The following is an 18,526-nucleotide window of genomic DNA, read 5'->3' on the forward strand; positions in this document are numbered from 1 at the left end:
CCGCTGGATCAGAACCCTCCGTTCGTCGTACCGCCGCTGCCGGTGGCCGGTGTGGTGAACGAGATGTTCGGATCCGGACCCCACTGGTCGGCCGTTGCCGGATAGTTCGCCTCCTGGCGTTTGATGCACTTCCACTCGACGGTGGTGCTAGGCGGGAGATTGCCGATCGTGCCGGTCCAGGTCGGGTAGGCGGTCGGCGACAACTTCACCGCACTCGCCACCGACCAGGCGCCGAGCTGCGGCGCGCTGCCGACAACGTACACCGACTGGCCCGACGTCGTCGTACCGTTCGCGCAGCTGAACGTCTTCGAGACGACCGCCTGTCCGAGCGTGAAGGCGAAGGTCTTCGCCGATCCGACGGAGAGCGACGCCGACTTGGCGACGACCAGGTTGCCGCCGGCGTTGTACCAGCCGCTGCTCGCGGCGTCGAAGGCCGCCTTGTTCGCGTACTGCGTCAGGGCGCTACCGTTCAGCGTCACTGCGGACGCCTGGGTGTCGGCGACCAGTTCGACGACGTTCGACCGGGCGGACGGCGCTCCGGTATAGGTGCCGGAGGACGCCGCGATCCCGACGGTCGCCGTGCTGCCCGAGAGCTGCTGGGTCAGGTCGGTCGTCCGCTTGGATCCGGCCTGGTACCCGACCGTCGTCCCGTCGTCCTCGGCCAGTGTGAACGACGACGCCGTACTGTCCGCATAGACCCGCGCGACCAGCTCGTTGCGCGTGGTCCCGTCGGCGCGTTTGCCCAGGACGTTCATCGTCTGGTCGTCGACGGCCATCTTCGGGATGATCGCGCCGGCCCGCGCGTAGGCCGGTAGCTGGAACTTGCCGTTCCGCCAGAGCGGGACGTTCGTGAGTGTCTGACCGGTGCTGACGGTCTTGGTGTTGGTGTAGTAGTCGAACCAGGTGCCGGCCGGCAGGTAGACGTCGCGCTGCCGTTGGTTGGCGCCGGCAACGACCCCGACGAGCAGGTCCTTGCCGATCAGCTTCTCGTGGCCGATCTCCCGCACGTTCGGGTCGTTCTGGTACTGGTAGACCAGCGGCGGCATCAGCGGGTCGCCGGTCGTGTAGGCCTTGTGCGCGAGCGAGTAGTAGTACGGCGTGAGCTCGTACCGCTGCCGCAGGTTCGCCAGGTTGCTCGGCACGTCGCCGATCGAGTCCGGTGAGGTCTCGGCGCAGTTGCAGAGGTTCTCGGTGTGCGGGCGGATCGGTACGTCGAACCACGCCGAGTTCGCGAACCACTGGGTGTAGAGCTCGTTCAGGTCGGAGTTGAGCATCTCCCGGCGGAACCCGCCGATGTCGGAGCCGAAGTAGTCGATCCCCGACATCGACATCTGCATCTGGACGTTCTGCTGGGACGCGAGCGCGGTCAGCTTCGAACCGATGTCGCCCGACCACATCGCGGCGCCGGTGCGCTGTATCCCGCCGGCGGCCGAGCGGGCCAGCATGAACGGGCGTTGCTGGTTCCCGTTGTCGGCGTACCCCTTGGCGATGCCGCGGGCCCATTCCAGGTTGTAGAGGTTGTGGTAGTCGGCGTGAGCGTGCTTGCCGGCGAGCAGGCCGGCGGTCCAGTCGTTGGCGTCGTACATCTCCGGCTCACCGAGGTCGAGCCAGTGGCCGACCACGCCGTCGTTGACGAGCGGCTGGCGCTGCGTGTTGTGCCAGTAGGTGCTCGCGGCCGGTTGGGTCCAGTCGATCATGCCGCCGCGGCCCCACCAGTCGTTGCCGGTCAGGTACGCCGGACTGCAGGTCGAGCACCCTGCGCGGATCAGGTAGCCCGCGCTCGCCAGCGAGGAGTGCTCCGGCAGGTTCTTCCCGACGTACGACTCCTCGATCGTCATCACGCCGACGCCGTTGGTGTTCTGGTACGCCGCGAGCTTGGTCGCCGGGTTCGGGAAGTTGACCGGATCCCACTCGAGCGTGCCCATCCGGGTGTTGTCCGAGCCGGCCGTGACACCGCCGAACCAATTCACGTCGAGCATCACGCCGTCGGTGGGGAACTTGTTCGCGCGGAGTCCGGCGAGCGTGGTGTCGATCTCGTTCCAGTTGTCGTAGCCGTACTCCGACATCCACAGCCCGAACGCCTTCTTCGGCGGCACCGGCGGGCGGCCGGTCAGCTCGAGGTAGTCCTTGCGCAGATCGGGCAGGTCCGGCCCGGACATCACGTACCACCGGAGCTGGTCGCCCCAGGTGTCCATCGTCCACGGGTCGCCGGTCAGGTCCCACTGCTGCTTGTAGACCTGGTCGACGAACAGGCCGTAGTTCGCGTTGTTCGCACCGACCGCGAACAGCACCGGGATCTGCGCGTTGCCGACCGGGCCGTTGTCGGTGTCGTAGACCATCGCATTGCCGTAGTTCCCGCCTGGCGTGCGTTGCCGACCGACCCAATCGCCGTCGGCGCTGCCGCCCATGAAGAACTGCTCGCCCAGGCCGTACGCGTTCTGCATCGAGGACTTGGTGAAGCTCAGCCCTTTCCACGCCTGACTCAGGTTGCGCGGACATGTCGTGTTGAGGAGCAGCTGCGGTGTCCGCGTGGTGTCGTACACCGTGGCACACAAGGTGGTCTGGTTGACGTCGACCTTGATCCCTGGAGTGGTCAGCACCCCACCCGTCTGCGTAAGACTGGTCGGCCCGGGATAGTTCGTCTTCGCGATCTGAGTGGTCGTGAACACCGGCGAACCGGTCCCGGGCCCGCTACCGGCGCCCATCTCGAAGTGCACAAGGTCGTCGTCGAGGAACTCCACCACCAAGTAGTTGCCGCCCGCGGTGAACTGCACCCGCTGCACAGCAGCCTGAGCTGTCTGAGCAGGCAGGACGACAAGCAGTGGGAGGAGGAGGATGAAAGCTGCGATGCGTTTCATGGGCGTGCCACCGTGATGTTGTCGAGGTTGATGCCGCCGGTGCTGTAGAGGGCTTTCACGGCGTGTTTGCCTGTGGTGAGGGTGGTGGTGAGGGTTGCGGAGGACCAGGTGTCCCAGTTGCCGGTGGTCGGTAGGTTGAGGGTGCCTACGGTGACTCCGTCGATCTGGATGGTGCGGGTCGCCGTGGTGGCGGCGCCGTTGGAGTAGCGGAACTTCAGGACGTGTGAGCCGGTGACGTCGGCCTGGATGTCGACCGAGACCGCGTCGCCCGAGGTCTCGAAACCGTCCACGAACCCGGTCCCCGTGTAACCCGGGTGATCGGTGTTCGTCGTCGTGCCGGTGTTCGTGCCGAACTCCGCCTCGTACGCCGCCTTGTCGACACCGTTGAGCACGACAGACCGGGCCGACGCGCTCGACGTCGTCTTGACCAGCGTCAACTGCTGCACCGGATCCCAGTACCAGCCCTCGCTCGCCGCCTGCAGCGCGGCCAGGGTCGCGTGTGCGGTCATCGTGACTCCGTCCTTCGTCACGCTCGCCGGCTTCGACGACGCCACCTGCAGCGTGCTCTTCGTGCTCAGCGGCGGCACGCTGACGGTGACCTGGTGACCCGCGAAGTTCTCGGTGGACGTGATCGTCCGGGTCTGGTTCGCCGAGTCCTCGAAGTACCCGTAGCTCGTCGTCCCGGACGGATACACCCGGAACGCCAGGTTCGTGTAGGTGTCGACGCTGTTGCCGATCGTGCCGCCGAGCTCGTAGTTCGCGTTCAGGTTCAGCGGGACGATCGCCCCGGCCTTGGCGTACACCGGGATCGTGCCGGTGTCCGCGTTGTACACCTTCGTCCCGGCGCCCTGCGCCCGGCCACCGTTCCAGAAGTCGTACCACTCCCCCGCCGGCAGATAGACGCTCTTGCTGGTCGCGCCCTGCGTCGTGATCGGCGCCACCAGCAACTGCCGCCCGAACATGTACTGCTGGTCCTGCGCGGCGGCCGTGGTATCGGTCGGGAACGCCACACTCATCGCCTGCATCATCGGCAGCCCCGTCGTCGACGAGTTCTTCGCCTCGGTGTACAGGTACGGGATCAGGTTCATCCGGGTGTTGGCGAACTTCCGGAACTTCGGGACCACGCTGGTGTCACCGGTGCGCGTCTGCACGTTCCACGGCGTCCGCGCCTCCGACGGGCTCGGGTTCGACTTCTCCGAGTGGTACTGCATGATCGGCGCGAACGTCGCCTGCGCGGCCGACCGCAGGTACAGCTCGATGCTCGGGAACGACCCGGTGAATCCGGCCAGGTCCCAGGACCAGAACGGGACACCTGACTGCCCGGCGCTCTGCCCCGCCCGCACAGCCTGCTGGAACGCGTCGAACGTCGACGCCTGGTCGCCTGCCCAGAAGATCGAGTTCGCCTGCGCGCCCGCCGTACCGCCGCGGCTGAACAGCGTGCCCTGACTGCCGGTCTTCGACTCGACCAGATCCTTGTAGGCCCGCGTGTACTCGTTCGGATAGGCATTGTGCAGCTCGTCGCCCTTGCGGCCGCTCGCGCTCGTCACGTTCCGCCCGAACACGGCCTCGCTGCCGTCGGTCTTCAGCCCGTCGATGCCGATGTCGTCGAACAGGTAGGCGCGCTTGCTCATCCACCAGTTGCTCGCGGCGGTGCTCGTGAAGTCCGGCACCGTGCTGTTGCCGAACCACTGCCCGGCCGGGATCCGGTACGGCCCGCCGGCGCCGTCCCCGAGCACGTAGCCCTGGGACACCGCGTAGTCGCGGTCGTTGACGTGCTGTTGCGGCGGCGTGGACGGGTTCGTGTCGAAGTCCTGCTTGAGCACCGGGATCTGCCAGAGCACCATCTTGACGCCCTGGTTGTGCGCCGCGGTGACCATCGCCTTCGGGTCGGTCCACTCGCCGCCGGCCGGGAACGTCAGGTCGGAATAGGTCAGCGCCTGACTGCCGGGCTTCGGCGTGTACGTCGCCCCGTGCCACAGGTAGAAGGTCGCCTCGTCACTCCACTGCTCGAGCACCATCGCGGTGTGCGGGATGCTGTTCGACGTCATGTTGGCCAGCTCGGCGCTGACCTCCGCCTGCGTGTTCCACTCGTTCGCGGAACCCCACAGACCGAACGCCCACTTCGGCGGCAGCTTCGGCCGGGCCGTGGTCGCGGTGTACTGGTCGAGGATCTGCGCCCGGGTGCCGGTGAAGAAGTAGTAGTCCGCGGTCGAGTTCGCCGCGCCGCCGGTGTCGATCGTGAAGCCGGCCATGTCGCTCAGATACGTGCCCAGATTGAAGATCGAGTACCGCGTGCTCGGCACGTAGATGCCGTAGCCCGCCGAGTTGGTGAAGAACGGCACGCTCAGGTACGTCCGATGCGTCGGGCCCTGGTCCTGGTACTGGTTGTAGACGTAGTTGTGGACGTCCTTGCCGCGCTGGTCGAGGGCGTCGTACCGCTCGCCGAGGCCTTCGAATCGCTCTCCCGACGGGGTCAGCCAGTGGTCCTCGACCTTGGTGACGCTGTTGCCGCCGTCGCTCGCCCAGCCCGTGTTGCGGAACGTCGCCGGGTCGTACTGCCGCGCGATCAGTGTCGTGCCGTCCCCCTTGTAGACGGCGACGCGGTACGGCGTCTTCTGGATCTTGACCACCACGTTGGTCGTCGCCAGCTGCAGCGTCGAGGCGTTGTCGGTCACGGTGTACGACGTACTGCCGGAAATGTTCAGGCCCGTGCCCTTGGGAGCCACCTGGACGTGGAACCGGTCGGCGGCGGGAAACGCGAAGCGGATCTTGGGCGTGAAGCTGCCGGCCGTGTCCGTGGTCGTCACGTCCACGCTGGTCCCGTTGTTCACGAACCCGGTGACGTTGCCGGCGCCGCTGAACGACGTGACCGCGAACGAGAACGGACCACTCGTCTTCTGGTTGGCTCCGTCGACGTCGGCGTTCACCGTATAGGTGATCTGGTCGCCGCGGTTGAAGCTCCCGAGGTTCAGCTTCCAGTACGTGTTGTTCCCGCTGTTGTAGTCGAACGCCGCGCCGATCGGGGTCTGGTTCACGCCGTTCTTCGTCCACGTCACCCAGACGGTCTGGCCGGTCGAGATCGGCCACGTGGTCGCCTTGATCTCGACGGCCTGGCCCGCCATCGGATCGCGGGGTGTGCGCTCGGTCGGTTGACTGTTGTAGAGCTCATCGGCGCCGTACGGCGCATGGAAGACGCCCGTCAGCGTCCCCGCCCAGGCGGGTGCGGGCGTGAATTGGAAGAGCACCGCCGCGAGCACCAGGAGCCCGGCGATCCATCTGTACTTGGACATGACGGCATGACTCATCGACTGCCCCACTTCGTGTCGAAGGTGGTGAGTTGACTAACCCGCGGAGCGGGTGGTCAGGGAAGGGCGGCCGGCCTCGTCCGGTCGCAGGTTCGGCTGGAAGAGCTCGCCCAGGAACAGGCCCGCGGCACCGCGGGCCCAGGCCTCGTCGTCCCAGTCGTCGACGACGATCTCCAGCTCCCGCTGGAGTCCGTCGAACACGGCCGTGCGCAAGGCGTCGTCGAAGCCGGGCAGGATCAGCTCACCGGCCCGGGTGCCCTCGCCGGCGAGGACGATCAGCTTCGGATTCAGCAGATTGACCAGATTGCCGACGGCCGTCCCCAGGATCCGGCCGACCTCGTCGAACACCGCACGCGCGGCCGGGTCGCCGCCGCGCGCGACGGCGGCGGCGTCCTCGAGCGTCGCCCGGCCGGTACGACTCAGGATCGCGGGCCCGCCGATCACCGCCTCCAGACAGCCACGGCCGCCGCAGGCACAGTCGGGGCCGTCGGCAACTTTCAGGTGACCGAACTCCCCCGCGCCGCCGGCGGCGCCACGGTAGAGCCGGCCGTCCAGCACCATGCCGAGCCCGATACCGCGGCCGATGCTGACCACGGCCAGGTCGGCCACTCCGCGGCCCGCGCCGAACCACTGCTCGTTCGCGACCAGGGTGTTGACGTCGTTGTCCACCACCACCGGCAGGCCGAGCCGCTTCTCCAGCAGACCGGCGAGATCCACGTCCCGCCAGTCCGCGTACGTCGCATGGCGCACCACGCCACTGGCCCGGTCGATCACGCCGGCCAGCCCGACGCCGACGCCGTACAGCGGGCCGTCCTTCGGGCGCAGCTTGCGCACCACCTGGGCGATGACCCGGACGACGGTGCGCACGTCGTCGGCCGGCACCGCGGCGACGGCCCGGTCGACGATACCGGCGTTCAGGTCGGTGCGGACCGCGATCACCTGGGTCTCGGTGACCTTGATCCCGATCACGAACCCGGCATCCGCCTTCAGCGCGAGCAGCACCGGCTTGCGCCCGCCGCCGGAGACCGCCGTCGCGCGTTCCTCGACGACGCCCCGGGCGATCAGGTCCGCGACGATCTCGGACACGGTCGGCAGGCTGAGGCCGGTGCGCCGGGCCAGGTCGGTGCGCGAGACCAGGCCGGCCCGCAGCTCGGCGAGCACGAGCGAGGAGTTGATCTCGCGGATCAACTCCTTGCTGCCGACGCGCACCGGCTGCATTCGCACCACTTCCTAAGGTCACCGAAGCAAGTGCCCCGGAACGTATCCCCCGCAATCACGGGCGGTCAAGACCTCGACCTCTTGACAGTTCTGAGCAGTCCTGCTTAGTTTCTGACTAAATTTAGTACCGAATTTAGTACCGAAGGAAGTAGGCGAGTGTGACCGGTCAGAGTCCCCGCGGCGACCTGGTGCCGTCCGGCATCGTGGCGATGCTCGGCACCCGCGGGCCCACGTCGCGAACCGCGATCGCGCGCAACCTGGGGCTCAGCCCGGCCACCGTCACCCAGGTGACCAAGGACCTGATCGCCCGCGGGGTCGTCGAGGAGCTCGAGTCGGTGCCGTCCAACGGCGGCCGGCCGGCGCGCCTGCTCGGGCTGGTCAGCCGGACCGGGGTCGCGCTCGGCGCGAAGGTCACCGCCGACCACGTCGCCGTGGTCACGGTCGAGCTCGACGGAAGCGTGCGGTCGTCCGGATCGCACGACTTCGACCCGGGCGCCGCCGACGCCCTGGACCGGCTCGGCCGGATCCTGACCCACGAGGTCGCCGGCCTCGACGACCAGCTGTTCGGCGTCGGCGTCGGTGTCCCCGGCTCCGTCGACTCGCAGGCGTCCGGGATCGTCGACGCGCCGACGCTCGGCTGGCGGGCCGCGCAGGTCGGGCCGATCCTGCGGCAGGCGGTCGGTACGCCGGTGCTCGTGGACAACGACGTGAACACGCTCGCCGCGGCCGAGCGGCTGTACGGCATCGGCCGCGAGCACTCGTCGTACCTGGTCGTCACGATCGGGCGCGGTATCGGGTGCGGGATGGTCGTCGACGGCGGGATCTATCGTGGCGCGAACGGCGGCGCCGGCGAGATCGGGCACATCCCGGTCTGGGACTCCGCGACCGAGCAGCCGCCGTGCACCTGCGGCTCGACCGGCTGCCTGGAGGCCTACATCGGCGCGGACGGCCTCGTCCGGACGGCGCGCAGTCGCGGCGCTCTCGGCCCGCGCGGCACTCTCGCCGGACTGTTGCGCGCGGCGACCGCCGGGGACGCAGCGGCGCAGGCGGTGTACGCCGGGGCGGGCGACCTGCTCGGCCGCGCACTGGCCGGCGTGATCCACACCGTCGACCCGGAGGTCGTCGTCCTGCTGGGTGAAGGAGTGGACGGATGGGAGTTCTGGCAGCCCGGCTTCGAGCCGTCGTTCCGGCGATCGTTGCTGCCGGCCCGCAAGGGCGTGCCCGTGCTGGTCGAGCCGTGGACGGAGGACCAGTGGGCGCGCGGCGCGGCTTCGCTCGTGCTGGCCTCGCCGTTCGACTCGGCGGACAACGGCGGCGAGCAGAGCCGTCTGGTGCGCGCACGGCTGGGAGCGTCATGAGTACGCCGACACTCACCGAGCGCCGGCGGGACCGGAAGACGCACACACCGCCCCGACCCGCGCCGGCCAGGCGTGGTGGCGGCTGGAAGAAGCTCGGCTGGGTGCTGTTCTTCCTGCTGCCGAGCGCGATCCCGCTGCTGGCGTTCACGCTCGTGCCGATGGTGTCGAGCCTCTGGGTCAGCCTGCACAAGTGGAACCTGATCTCGCCGATGCAGTGGGGCGGGCTGGACAACTACTCGAACCTGCTGACCGACCCGATGACGCGCCGCGTCTTCCTGCACACGCTGATCTACGTCGCCGGCTACCTGCCGCTCGTGTACGCCGGTGGGCTCGGCCTGGCGCTCGTCCTGAACCAGCGGCTGAAGGGCCGCGCGTTCCTGCGCGCGACGTACTTCCTGCCCGTGGTGACGAGCTGGGTCGTGGTCGCGCTGGTGTGGAAGTGGCTGCTCAACCCGGCGAACGGCCTCGTCAACGACGTGCTCGGCTTCTTCGGCGTACCGGGCCCGGGCTGGTGGACCGATCCGCAGTGGGCGCTGCCCGCGGTGATCCTGTCGTCGGCCTGGAAGGACCTCGGGTTCGTGATGGTGATCCTGCTGGCCGGACTGCAGGCGATCCCGTCCGACGTCTACGAGGCCGCGCTGGTGGACGGCGCGAGCGGGTGGCAGCGGTTCTGGCGGATCACGCTGCCGCTGCTGTCCCCGTCGACGTTCTTCGTCGTGGTCATCTCGCTGATCAACGGCTTCCAGGTGTTCGACCAGGTGTACGTGATGACCGGCGGCGGGCCGTCCGGCAGCAGCCAGGTCGTGGTCGGGCACATCTACGACCTCACGTTCCGGTACGGACGCGCCGGTGAGGCGTCCGCACTGTCCTGGATCCTGTTCGCGGTGATCCTGGTGATCACAGTGGTCCAGATCCGCGGCCAGCGGAAGTGGGTGCACTATGCGTAGGTTCTGGCTGTACGCCGCGGTCGTGGCCGGCGCGGCGATCATGCTCTTCCCGTTCCTGTGGACCGTGATCACGTCGATCACCCCGGAAGGCTCACTGGCCGAGGGCCCGAAGCTGATCGTCGACAACCCGACCCTGGACGCGTACCGCACGCTGCTCGACGCGATGCCGATCTGGCGGATCCTGGTGAACTCGCTGCTGATCGCGATCGCCTCGACCGTGCTCCAGCTGATCACCGGCTCGATGGCGGCCTACGGGTTCGCGCGCCTGCACTTCCCGTTGAAGAACGTGATCTTCGGCTGCTACCTGGCCACGCTGATGGTCCCGTTGCAGGTGCTCGTCGTACCGCTGTTCATCGAGATGAAGACACTGAACCTGCAGGACACGTACTTCGCCCTGCTGGCGCCGACGATCGCGTCCGCGTTCGGCGTCTTCCTGCTCCGGCAGGCGGTCACCGCCGTACCGGCCGAACTCGACGAGGCGGCCACCATCGACGGCGCCGGGCACCTGCGGATCTTCACCACGATCGTGCTGCCGCTGATCCGGCCCGCGCTGGCGACGGTCGCGGTGTTCGCCTTCATGGGCAGCTGGAACAGCTTCCTCTGGCCGCTGGTGGTGATCCGGTCGCCGGAGTTCATGACCCTGCCGCTCGGCCTGTCCACGTTACAGGGCCAGTTCACCACCCAGTGGGACGTCGTGATGGCGGGATCCGTCGTCTCGATCGTGCCGATCGCCATCGTCTACCTGCTCGCGCAGCGCCACATCATCGCCGGTGTCGCACACACCGGTATCAAGTGAGAGGAAACACCCCATGCGCCTCCTGAAGTTCGCGGCCGTCTCTGCTCTGAGCCTGACCGCCGCGCTCGCGCTGACCGCCTGCGGGCAGGGATCCGCGACCAAGCAGGCCGACGCGCCGGCCGGCAAGTCGGTCGTGCGCTACATGAACTTCTCGTCGAACGACGGTCACGAGAAGGACCTGACGGCGATCGTCAACGCCTTCCAGGCCGCCAACCCGGACATCACGGTCCAGGTCGAGACCGTCCCGTACGCCGACTACTTCACCAAGCTCCAAACCGCCGTTGCCGGCGGCACCGCGGCCGACGCCTTCGAGCTCAACTACGAGAACTTCGTGACGTACGCGTCGAACGGCTCGCTGGCCGAACTGCAGAACGTCGACTCGTCGGTCTACAAGAAGACGCTGTACGACGCGTTCAACTCCGGCGGCAAGCAATACGGCGTACCCGAGTCGTTCTCGAACGTCGTGCTGTTCTACAACAAGACCCTGTTCAAGCAGGCCGGCGTCGCCGAGCCCACGGCCGACTGGACCTGGAAGGACGAGCAGGCCGCGGCCGCCAAGCTGACCAACAAGGCGACCAAGACCTGGGGCGACTACCAGCCGGTGTCGTACAACGAGTTCTACAAGGTGCTCGCGCAGAACGGCGGCGAGTTCCTGAACGCGGACCGGACCGCGGCCACCTTCAACTCCCCGCAGGGTGTCGAGGCGGCGAACTTCCTGGTCGGCAAGGTGGGCAAGACGATGCCGACCGAGGCCGACGGCGCCGGGACGCCGGACTTCGACTCGAAGCTGTTCAAGTCCGGGAAGCTCGCGATGTGGCACACCGGGATCTGGATGTTCTCGGCGCTGGACGGCGCGAAGTTCGACTGGGACGTCGTCGTCGAGCCCGGTAACACCAAGAAGGCCTCGGCGATGTTCGCCAACGGCCTGGTGGTGAACGCCGCCTCGAAGAACGCGGCCGCCGCGCAGAAGTGGATCGCCTACCTTTCCGCGTCGGACGAGACCACGAAGACCCGGCTCGCGTCGTCCTGGGAGCTGCCGCCGGTCGCCGACGAGAGCAAGCTCAAGACGTACCTCGACCAGCCGAAGCCTGCCAACCGGGAGGCCGTCTTCACCGCGCTCGAGGAGCCGGTCCTGCCGCCGGTCGTCGAGCGTCAGCAGGAGATGCAGGACGCGGTCACCCAGGAACTGAGCTCCGCGGCCGCCGGCCGGAAGACGGTCGAGAAGGCACTGGCCGACGCCCAGTCCAAGGTGAACGGTCTGCTGAAGAAGTGAAGAGAACAGAAGAACCCGCCCCCTCGCTTCGCTCGGGGGCGGGGGAGGTGGCCGAGGTTGATCTGACCAGGCTGCGTGCGCTGGCCGAGTACAGCCACGCAGTCATCACCAAGCACCAGGACGCCGGTGGGGCGTATCCGGCGGCGCCCACCTTCTCGGCGTACAAGGGCTACGCCTGGTTGCGGGACGGATCGTTCACCGCGGAAGGGATCTCGCGGTACGGCGATGTCGCGTCGGCCGATCGGTTCCACGACTGGGTGGATCGCGTGCTGCGGAGCCGTCGCGCGCAGGTGGACGACCTGCGCGCGGCGACCGCCCGCGGTGCCACTCCCCCGGATTCGGCGATGCTGCCGACCCGCTTCACGTTCGACGGCGCGGACGGGTCGGACCCGTGGTGGGACTTCCAGACCGACGGCTACGGGACGTGGCTGTGGTCCGTCGTCACGCATGCGGCCCGGCACGGACTGGACCTCGAGCGGTGGCGTGGCGGGATCGACGTCGCCGTCGACTACCTGGTCGCGTTCTGGGACCGGCCCTGTTACGACTGGTGGGAGGAGCACGTCGAGCAGCGGCACGTGTCGACGCTCGGCGCGATCCACGGCGGGCTGGTCGCGATCGCGCCGTACACCCGGGTCGCCGTCCTGGACGTTGCCGAGCGCATCCGGTCCCTGGTCGTCGCCGAGGGCATGCACGACGGGCATCTGACCAAGTGGCTGGGGACCGCGGCGGTCGACGGGTCGCTGCCTTCCTGCGTCGTACCGTTCGGGCTCGTGTCGGGTGACGCCGGTACGGCGACGCTCGGCGCGGTCGCACGGGACCTCGACGCCGACGGCGGCGTTCACCGGTTCACCGCCGACGTGTTCTACGGCGGCGGGCAATGGATCCTGCTGTCCGCGTTGCTCGGCTGGAACCTCGCGGCCGCCGGCGACACCGCCGGGGCGTGGCGGCTGCTGCGCTGGATCGCCGACCAGGCGACACCCGACGGCGACCTTCCCGAGCAGGTCGCGCACCATCTCCTGCACCCCGGGTCGCGGGACGAGTGGATCGCCCGCTGGGGCACCGTCGCCACGCCGCTGCTGTGGTCGCACGGCATGTACCTGATCCTCGCCGACGAGCTCGGCATCCTCTCCGAGAAGGCCTGACATGATCACCCATCGCCCGCACGGCATCGAGCATCCGTACGCCAGCTCCCCCGACCAGCGCGTGCCGGTCCTCCCGCTCGCCGGCGAACCTGTCCGGCTCGGCGTCGTCGCCTCCCCGTACGTCACGTCGGTGGTCTGCGAGTGGGGCACGACAACACTCGAGCTGACGCCGACGCAGGCGACTGCGGCCGACGCGGCGGCGTTGGCGGGCGGCGAAGGCCACCTGAGCGAGGCCCAGGCGAAGTCATTGGGATCCGACGACAGCTGGTCGGTCGTCACCCCGCCGATCACCGAACCGGTCCGATACCGCTTCCACGCGGGCACCGAGACGAGCGAGTGGTTCGACGTGGCGCCGGCTGCGTGGATGGCTGAAGGCGGACAGGTGCGCGGTGGGGGTCATCGGGTCCGTGATGTGGAGTGGCTGGTGTCGGCCGAGGGCGTCCATCGCGCCCGGTTCAGACTGCCTCTGCAGCCGACCGATCACCTGGTCGGTTTCGGCGAGCGCTACGACCACCTGGACCAGCGCGGCCAGCAGTTGGACGCGGTCGTGTTCGAGCAGTACAAGGCGCAGGGCGTACACGGCCGCACCTACCTGCCGATGCCGTTCGCGCACGTGGTCAACGGCGGCTGGGGCTTCCACGTCCGCACGTCGCGCCGGACCTGGTTCTCGTCCGACGACACCGGCCTCACCGTGGAAGTCGCCCTGGGCGACGAGCCGGTGGTCGACCTGGGCATCTACGAGGGCTCACCGACCGAGGTGCTGTCCGCGTTCCTGGACGAGGTGGGTCGCGCGGAGGAGTTGCCCGACTGGGTGTTCCGCCTGTGGGCCTCCGGCAACGAATGGAACACCCAGGCGCTGGTGATGGCCCGGATGGACGCGCACCGCGACCTGGACATCCCGGTCGGGACCGTGGTGATCGAGGCGTGGAGCGACGAGGAAGGCATCACGATCTGGCGCGACGCGCAGTACGACGTCACGCCGGACGGCAGCGCTCACAAGGCCGCGGACTTCAGCTACCCGGCCGACGGCGCGTGGCCGGACCCGCGGGCGATGATCGACGAGCTGCACAGCCGCGACATCAAGGTCATCCTGTGGCAGATCCCGTTGCAGAAGAGCGAGTTCGACAGCGGTCAGGTCGCCGCCGACGCCGCCGCCATGGTGCGTGAGGGCCACGCGGTGCTGGAGGCGGACGGTACGGCCTACCGCAACCGCGGCTGGTGGTTCCCGAAGGCGCTGATGCCCGACCTGTCCGTGCAGCGCACCCGGGACTGGTGGACCGAGAAGCGCCGGTATCTGGTCGAGGATTTCGACGTCGACGGCTTCAAGACCGACGGCGGCGAGCACGCGTGGGGTCACGACCTGCGGTACGCCGATGGGCGGCGCGGGGACGACGGCAACAACCTGTTCCCGGTGCACTACGCCCGCGCGTTCGGCGACCTGCTCCGGTCGGCCGGCAAGGCGCCGGTGACGTTCTCCCGCGCGGGGTTCACCGGGTCGCAGGCGCACGGCATCTTCTGGGCCGGCGACGAGGACTCGACCTGGGAGGCGTTCCGGTCGTCGATCACCGCGGGCCTGACGGCGGCGTCGTGCGGCATCGTCTACTGGGGCTGGGACTTGGCCGGCTTCTCCGGACCGGTGCCGGACGCCGAGCTGTACCTGCGCGCCACTGCCGCGTCGACGTTCCTGCCGATCATGCAGTACCACTCGGAGTTCAACCACCACCAGCTCCCGCTGCGCGACCGGACACCGTGGTTCGTCGCCGAGACCACCGGCGACGACCGCGTCGTCCCGGTCTTCCGCGCGTACGCCGTACTCCGGGAGAAGCTCGTCCCGTACCTGGCGGCGCAGGCCGCACGGGCCGTCGCCACCGACCGCCCGCTGCTCCGGCCGCTGTTCTTCGACCACGCCGACGACCCGGAGATCTGGGACCACCCGTACCAGTACCAGCTCGGTGACGACCTGCTGGTCAGCCCCGTCCTCGAGCCCGGCGTCACCACCTGGACGACGTACCTGCCCGAGGGCACCTGGTACGACGCCTGGACCGACGAGCCCGTCGAGAGCGGACTGATCACCCGCGACGTGCCGATCGACATCATCCCGGTCTACAGCCGCAGGCCCGGCGTACTGCGCTGATCGGCCGCGGCGTCCGGCGGCCCGATGCCCAGGCCGCCGGACGCCGCGCTCCTCACGGGTTGTTGGCGACCCCCGCGTCGACCTCGGCCTGTGCCCCGCGCGCCCCGGTGACGGCGGCGTAGCTGATCCCGGCGATCGCGGCGCCGGCGATCGGGGCCAGGATGAAGAGCCAGACCTGGCCGAGCGCGTCGGCCCCGGCGAACCAGGCGACACCGAGCGACCGCGCCGGGTTCACCGAGGTGTTCGTGACCGGGATGCCGACGAGGTGGATCAGCGTCAGGGCGAGACCGATCGCGATCGGGGCGAACCCCTTGGGCGCCCGGTCGTCGGTGGCGCCGAGGATCACGTACAAGAAGAAGGCGGTCAGCACGACCTCCACGATCAGGCAGGCCAGCAAGGAGTAGCTGCCCGGCGACCGGTCACCGTAGCCGTTGCTCGCGAAGCCGCTCCCGGCGGCGCTGAAGCCGTCCTTGCCGCTGGCAACCGCCAGCAGGACGGCGCCGGCCGCACTGGCGGCCCCGATCTGGGTCACGATGTACGTCGGGACCCATTTCCACTCGATCCGCCGCGCGACCGCGAGGCCGATCGTGACCGCCGGGTTGAAGTGACCGCCGGACACGTGGCCGACGGCGAACGCCATGGTCAGCACGGTCAGGCCGAAGGCCAGCGCCACGCCGAGGTAGCCGATGCCGACCGGGACCTTGTCCGGACTGAGCACGACGCCCGCCAGCACGGCAGCGCCGCAGCCGCCGAACACCAGCCAGAACGTCCCCAGGAATTCCGCACCGATCCGAGCCGCAGGACTGGGTGATTCCACGACAGCCTCCTTGTTGGACCCCCCGTGGATTGGAGCACTCTCCTTGTCACGGTAAGCCATCGGATCGTGACATCGGGTGAAATCGGCGTCGATTGAGTCCGAAGTGGCCCGCAGTGGGAGGATTGCGGGCATGTTCGCAGGAAGTGCTGAGATCGAGAAGGCGGCCGAGGTGCTGCGCGCCGGTGGTCTGGTCGCGGTCCCGACCGAGACCGTGTACGGGCTGGGCGCGAACGCCGAGGACCCGGCGGCGCTCGCCCGGATCTTCCAGGCCAAGGGCCGCCCGCCGTCGCATCCGCTGATCGTCCACATCGGCGGCGCGGAGCAGCTCGGTGACTGGGTCGAAGAGGTGCCGGAGACCGCGCGCCGGCTGGCCGAACACTTCTGGCCCGGGCCGCTGACGCTCGTCCTGCGCCGCGGCCGCCGGGTTCCGCTCGAGGCGACCGGCGGTCTGGAGACCGTCGCGCTGCGCGTCCCGGCGCATCCCGTGGCGCTCGCGCTGCTCGCGGCCTTCGGCGGCGGCATCGCGGCCCCGTCGGCCAACCGGTTCGGCTCGGTCAGCCCGACCACGGCGGACCACGTGCGCGCCGAGCTCGGCGACGCCGTCGACTTCGTGCTCGACGGCGGCCCCTGCCAGGTCGGCCTCGAGTCGACGATCGTCGACGTCACCGGCGACACGCCGAACATCCTGCGTCCCGGCGGAGTCACCCGGGAGGACCTGGAAGCCGTGCTGGGCCTCCGGCTCGCGGTGCCCGCGACGAGCCACATCCGGGTGCCGGGTCAGCACCCCTCGCACTACGCGCCGAACGCGAAGGTCGTCCTCGTCGAGCCGGCGGACGTCGTCGCCGAGGCCGAGTCGGCGCAGGACCGCGGGCACCGGGTCGGTGTCTTCCTGCCGCCGTCCCTGGCGGGCACTCCGGTGAAGGCGCACGCGGTCGTCGCGGTCCCGGAGTCGCCGGCGGTGTACGCGCGCGAGCTGTACGGCTTCCTCCGTGAGCTCGACCAGCGCGGCTGCGACCTGATCATCGCCTCGCTCCCGGAGGAGAAGGAGATGGGCCTCGCGATCGCCAACCGTCTCCGCCGCGCCGCCGGCCCCCGTGACGTCTGACTACTTCCTGTTGCCGGAGGCACCACCGACTACCGCACCCACCAACGTGACGAGCAGGACCGCCGCCGTCGCGATCACGGCGGCCAGCCCCCGATCGGGCTCGGCGACGGGCACCGACGGCCAGTCGACGCGAGCCACGAGGTCGTACTGCCGGTTCGCGAAATAGCCCAGCCCGCCCAGGACGGCGGCCGCGCACCAACTGAAGAACCAGACCTCGAGGCCCTGCCGTGCGCCTTGGGACGGCACCATGCGCGCGGCGGCGTACCCGCCGGAGAACGCACCGATGGCCAACGACAGCACGAGAAGTGCCCACAGGCCGACGAACAGCCAGTCTCTCGACCAGTCGGCGAGTTTGTCCCAGCCGATCACCGTGCCGACGGCAGCAACCAGGGCCACCAGCAGGACCGAGGTGCCACTGGCGACGAGCCAGCCGAAGAACGCGACACCGAACGACGCACCCGGCTGCACCGGCTCGGCCGCCGGTTCACCGGACCCTCGCTCACCGGCCCCTTGCTCACTGATCCCTTGTTCACCGGCGGGTTCATCGGCAGCGTCCGGGGCCGGCTCGTCCTCCGTGCTCGCGCCGGGCCAGAGCAGTTCGTCCAGCCCGACCTCGACCACCCGGTCGGACTCTTTGCCCCGCCGACGGACCATGGCGACTCCCTGACAAGCACATCCGTCCGCGACGGATCGCTCACTACCCCGGTACCCCGCCGTACCACCGAACCGACCTCCGGCCGGCGGCAGCGGCTAGGTCAGGGCCTAAGGTCGGCGCATGGCGATGAGTGATGCGGAGGTGGCGATCGAGGCAGCCGATGCGGGCGCGGCGGTCGTCGCGGGCTCGTACGGTCGTGAACACCTGAGGTTCGCGAAGTCGGCGACCGACTTCGCGACCCAGACCGACCTCGACGCGGAGCGAGCCATCACCGCGGTGCTCTCGGCCCGGCGGCCCGATGACGCGCGCGAGGGTGAAGAGTTCGGTCGCTCCGGACCGGCGGCCACCGCCCGTCGCTGGCTGATCGACCCCCTGTGCGGGACGCTGAACTTCGCGGCGACGACACCGCTGATGGTCGTGAACGTGGCCTTGCTCGACGGCGAGCGCACGATCGCCGCGGCGGCTGCCGACCCGGTCGCGCAGGAGACCTTCTGGACCGACGGCATGTCGGCGCAGGTCCGGCACGCGGGCACCGACCAGCCGCTGGTGCCTTCCGTGGCGACCGGACTGGTCGAGATCAACGCCGACCGGCCCACCGCCGCCGCCTCCGTCAGCGGCCAACTCGTCGCCGATGTCGCGTTCCGGGCGCAGTTCTCGCCGCGGGTCCTGTCGTCGACCCTCGGAGTCGCCTGGGTCGCAGCCGGCCGGCGCGCGGCGTACGTCACCGACGGCGAACTCCGCAACGACCTGCACTTCGCCGCCGGCCTCGCCCTCGCCGAAGCCGCCGGCTGCATCATCACCGACCTGCGCGGCGCCCCGCTCGGCACCGAAGACGGCGCCGTGATCAGCGCCTCCGCCGAAGTCCACACCGAGATCCTCGGCTTCCTCGCACCCCATCTCGAACGCCTCCGCTGACCT

At 69.2% G+C, this 18,526-nt stretch carries 13 protein-coding genes; 8 read left to right on the forward strand and 5 right to left on the reverse strand.

All coding sequences use genetic code 11. The features are described from left to right. Positions 1-8 precede the first annotated feature (8 nt). Genes AB0L64_RS08875 through AB0L64_RS08885 form a run of 3 tightly spaced genes read right to left on the reverse strand, consistent with a single transcriptional unit; the run spans position 9 to position 7,381 of the window. Positions 9-2,858 (reverse strand): TIM-barrel domain-containing protein, encoded by a 2,850-nt coding sequence (locus AB0L64_RS08875; RefSeq protein ID WP_363709281.1) that lies wholly within the window; start codon positions 2,856-2,858, stop codon positions 9-11. Then, entirely contained in the window at positions 2,855-6,148 is a 3,294-nt protein-coding gene (locus tag AB0L64_RS08880; RefSeq protein WP_363709283.1) for a TIM-barrel domain-containing protein, read from the reverse strand. The genes AB0L64_RS08875 and AB0L64_RS08880 overlap by 4 nt, the downstream gene beginning before the upstream one ends. A 51-nt stretch (positions 6,149-6,199) precedes the next feature. Continuing rightward, on the reverse strand, positions 6,200-7,381 hold the full coding sequence (locus tag AB0L64_RS08885; RefSeq protein ID WP_363709285.1) for an ROK family transcriptional regulator: 1,182 nt from the start codon (positions 7,379-7,381) through the stop codon (positions 6,200-6,202). A gap of 158 nt (positions 7,382-7,539) precedes the next feature. Between AB0L64_RS08885 and AB0L64_RS08890 the strand changes: the two genes are divergently transcribed. The 6 genes from AB0L64_RS08890 to AB0L64_RS08915 are packed head-to-tail and all read left to right on the forward strand — an operon-like array spanning position 7,540 to position 15,031. Then, on the forward strand, positions 7,540-8,739 hold the full coding sequence (locus tag AB0L64_RS08890; RefSeq protein ID WP_363709287.1) for an ROK family protein: 1,200 nt from the start codon (positions 7,540-7,542) through the stop codon (positions 8,737-8,739). Next, on the forward strand, positions 8,736-9,686 hold the full coding sequence (locus AB0L64_RS08895; protein ID WP_363709289.1) for a sugar ABC transporter permease: 951 nt from the start codon (positions 8,736-8,738) through the stop codon (positions 9,684-9,686). Before AB0L64_RS08890 ends, AB0L64_RS08895 begins: the two co-directional genes overlap by 4 nt. Then, on the forward strand, positions 9,679-10,482 hold the full coding sequence (locus AB0L64_RS08900; protein WP_363709291.1) for a carbohydrate ABC transporter permease: 804 nt from the start codon (positions 9,679-9,681) through the stop codon (positions 10,480-10,482). The genes AB0L64_RS08895 and AB0L64_RS08900 overlap by 8 nt, the downstream gene beginning before the upstream one ends. Before the next feature lie 13 nt (positions 10,483-10,495). After that, positions 10,496-11,755 (forward strand): sugar ABC transporter substrate-binding protein, encoded by a 1,260-nt coding sequence (locus AB0L64_RS08905; protein WP_363709293.1) that lies wholly within the window; start codon positions 10,496-10,498, stop codon positions 11,753-11,755. Positions 11,756-11,802: 47 nt separating this feature from the next. Next, positions 11,803-12,897, forward strand: a complete 1,095-nt coding sequence (locus tag AB0L64_RS08910; RefSeq protein ID WP_363709295.1) for a glycoside hydrolase family 15 protein — start codon at positions 11,803-11,805, stop codon at positions 12,895-12,897. Between the two features lies 1 nt (position 12,898). Further along, entirely contained in the window at positions 12,899-15,031 is a 2,133-nt protein-coding gene (locus AB0L64_RS08915; RefSeq protein WP_363709297.1) for a TIM-barrel domain-containing protein, read from the forward strand. 52 nt (positions 15,032-15,083) lie between these two features. Here the strand turns inward: AB0L64_RS08915 and aqpZ are convergent, their stop codons facing one another. Beyond that, positions 15,084-15,848 carry an aquaporin Z gene (gene aqpZ, locus AB0L64_RS08920; protein WP_363709299.1) on the reverse strand — a complete coding sequence of 255 codons (765 nt, stop codon included), beginning with the start codon at positions 15,846-15,848 and terminating at the stop codon, positions 15,084-15,086. A gap of 130 nt (positions 15,849-15,978) precedes the next feature. On the opposite strand from aqpZ, the gene AB0L64_RS08925 reads away from it, so the two are divergent. Next, positions 15,979-16,953 (forward strand): L-threonylcarbamoyladenylate synthase, encoded by a 975-nt coding sequence (locus AB0L64_RS08925; RefSeq protein WP_363709301.1) that lies wholly within the window; start codon positions 15,979-15,981, stop codon positions 16,951-16,953. Here AB0L64_RS08925 and AB0L64_RS08930 read toward each other — a convergent pair whose 3' ends face one another. Further along, positions 16,954-17,607 (reverse strand): hypothetical protein, encoded by a 654-nt coding sequence (locus tag AB0L64_RS08930; RefSeq protein WP_363709303.1) that lies wholly within the window; start codon positions 17,605-17,607, stop codon positions 16,954-16,956. Between the two features lie 121 nt (positions 17,608-17,728). Here AB0L64_RS08930 and AB0L64_RS08935 point away from each other — a divergent pair, with 121 nt between their 5' ends. Next, positions 17,729-18,523, forward strand: a complete 795-nt coding sequence (locus tag AB0L64_RS08935; RefSeq protein ID WP_363709305.1) for an inositol monophosphatase family protein — start codon at positions 17,729-17,731, stop codon at positions 18,521-18,523. Positions 18,524-18,526: the final 3 nt, after the last annotated feature.

This window comes from Kribbella sp. NPDC051936 (assembly GCF_040680955.1).
Taxonomy (GTDB): Bacteria; Actinomycetota; Actinomycetes; order Propionibacteriales; family Kribbellaceae; genus Kribbella.

Coding starts and splice junctions, on each gene's coding strand:
- AB0L64_RS08925 (WP_363709301.1), top strand. CDS start 15,979: ATGTTCGCAGGAAGTGCTGAGATCGAGAAGGCGGCCGAGGTGCTGCGC.
- AB0L64_RS08900 (WP_363709291.1), top strand. CDS start 9,679: ATGCGTAGGTTCTGGCTGTACGCCGCGGTCGTGGCCGGCGCGGCGATC.
- AB0L64_RS08875 (WP_363709281.1), bottom strand. CDS start 2,858: ATGAAACGCATCGCAGCTTTCATCCTCCTCCTCCCACTGCTTGTCGTC.
- AB0L64_RS08885 (WP_363709285.1), bottom strand. CDS start 7,381: ATGCAGCCGGTGCGCGTCGGCAGCAAGGAGTTGATCCGCGAGATCAAC.
- AB0L64_RS08915 (WP_363709297.1), top strand. CDS start 12,899: ATGATCACCCATCGCCCGCACGGCATCGAGCATCCGTACGCCAGCTCC.
- AB0L64_RS08905 (WP_363709293.1), top strand. CDS start 10,496: ATGCGCCTCCTGAAGTTCGCGGCCGTCTCTGCTCTGAGCCTGACCGCC.
- AB0L64_RS08930 (WP_363709303.1), bottom strand. CDS start 17,607: ATGGTCCGTCGGCGGGGCAAAGAGTCCGACCGGGTGGTCGAGGTCGGG.
- AB0L64_RS08880 (WP_363709283.1), bottom strand. CDS start 6,148: ATGTCCAAGTACAGATGGATCGCCGGGCTCCTGGTGCTCGCGGCGGTG.
- AB0L64_RS08895 (WP_363709289.1), top strand. CDS start 8,736: ATGAGTACGCCGACACTCACCGAGCGCCGGCGGGACCGGAAGACGCAC.
- AB0L64_RS08935 (WP_363709305.1), top strand. CDS start 17,729: ATGGCGATGAGTGATGCGGAGGTGGCGATCGAGGCAGCCGATGCGGGC.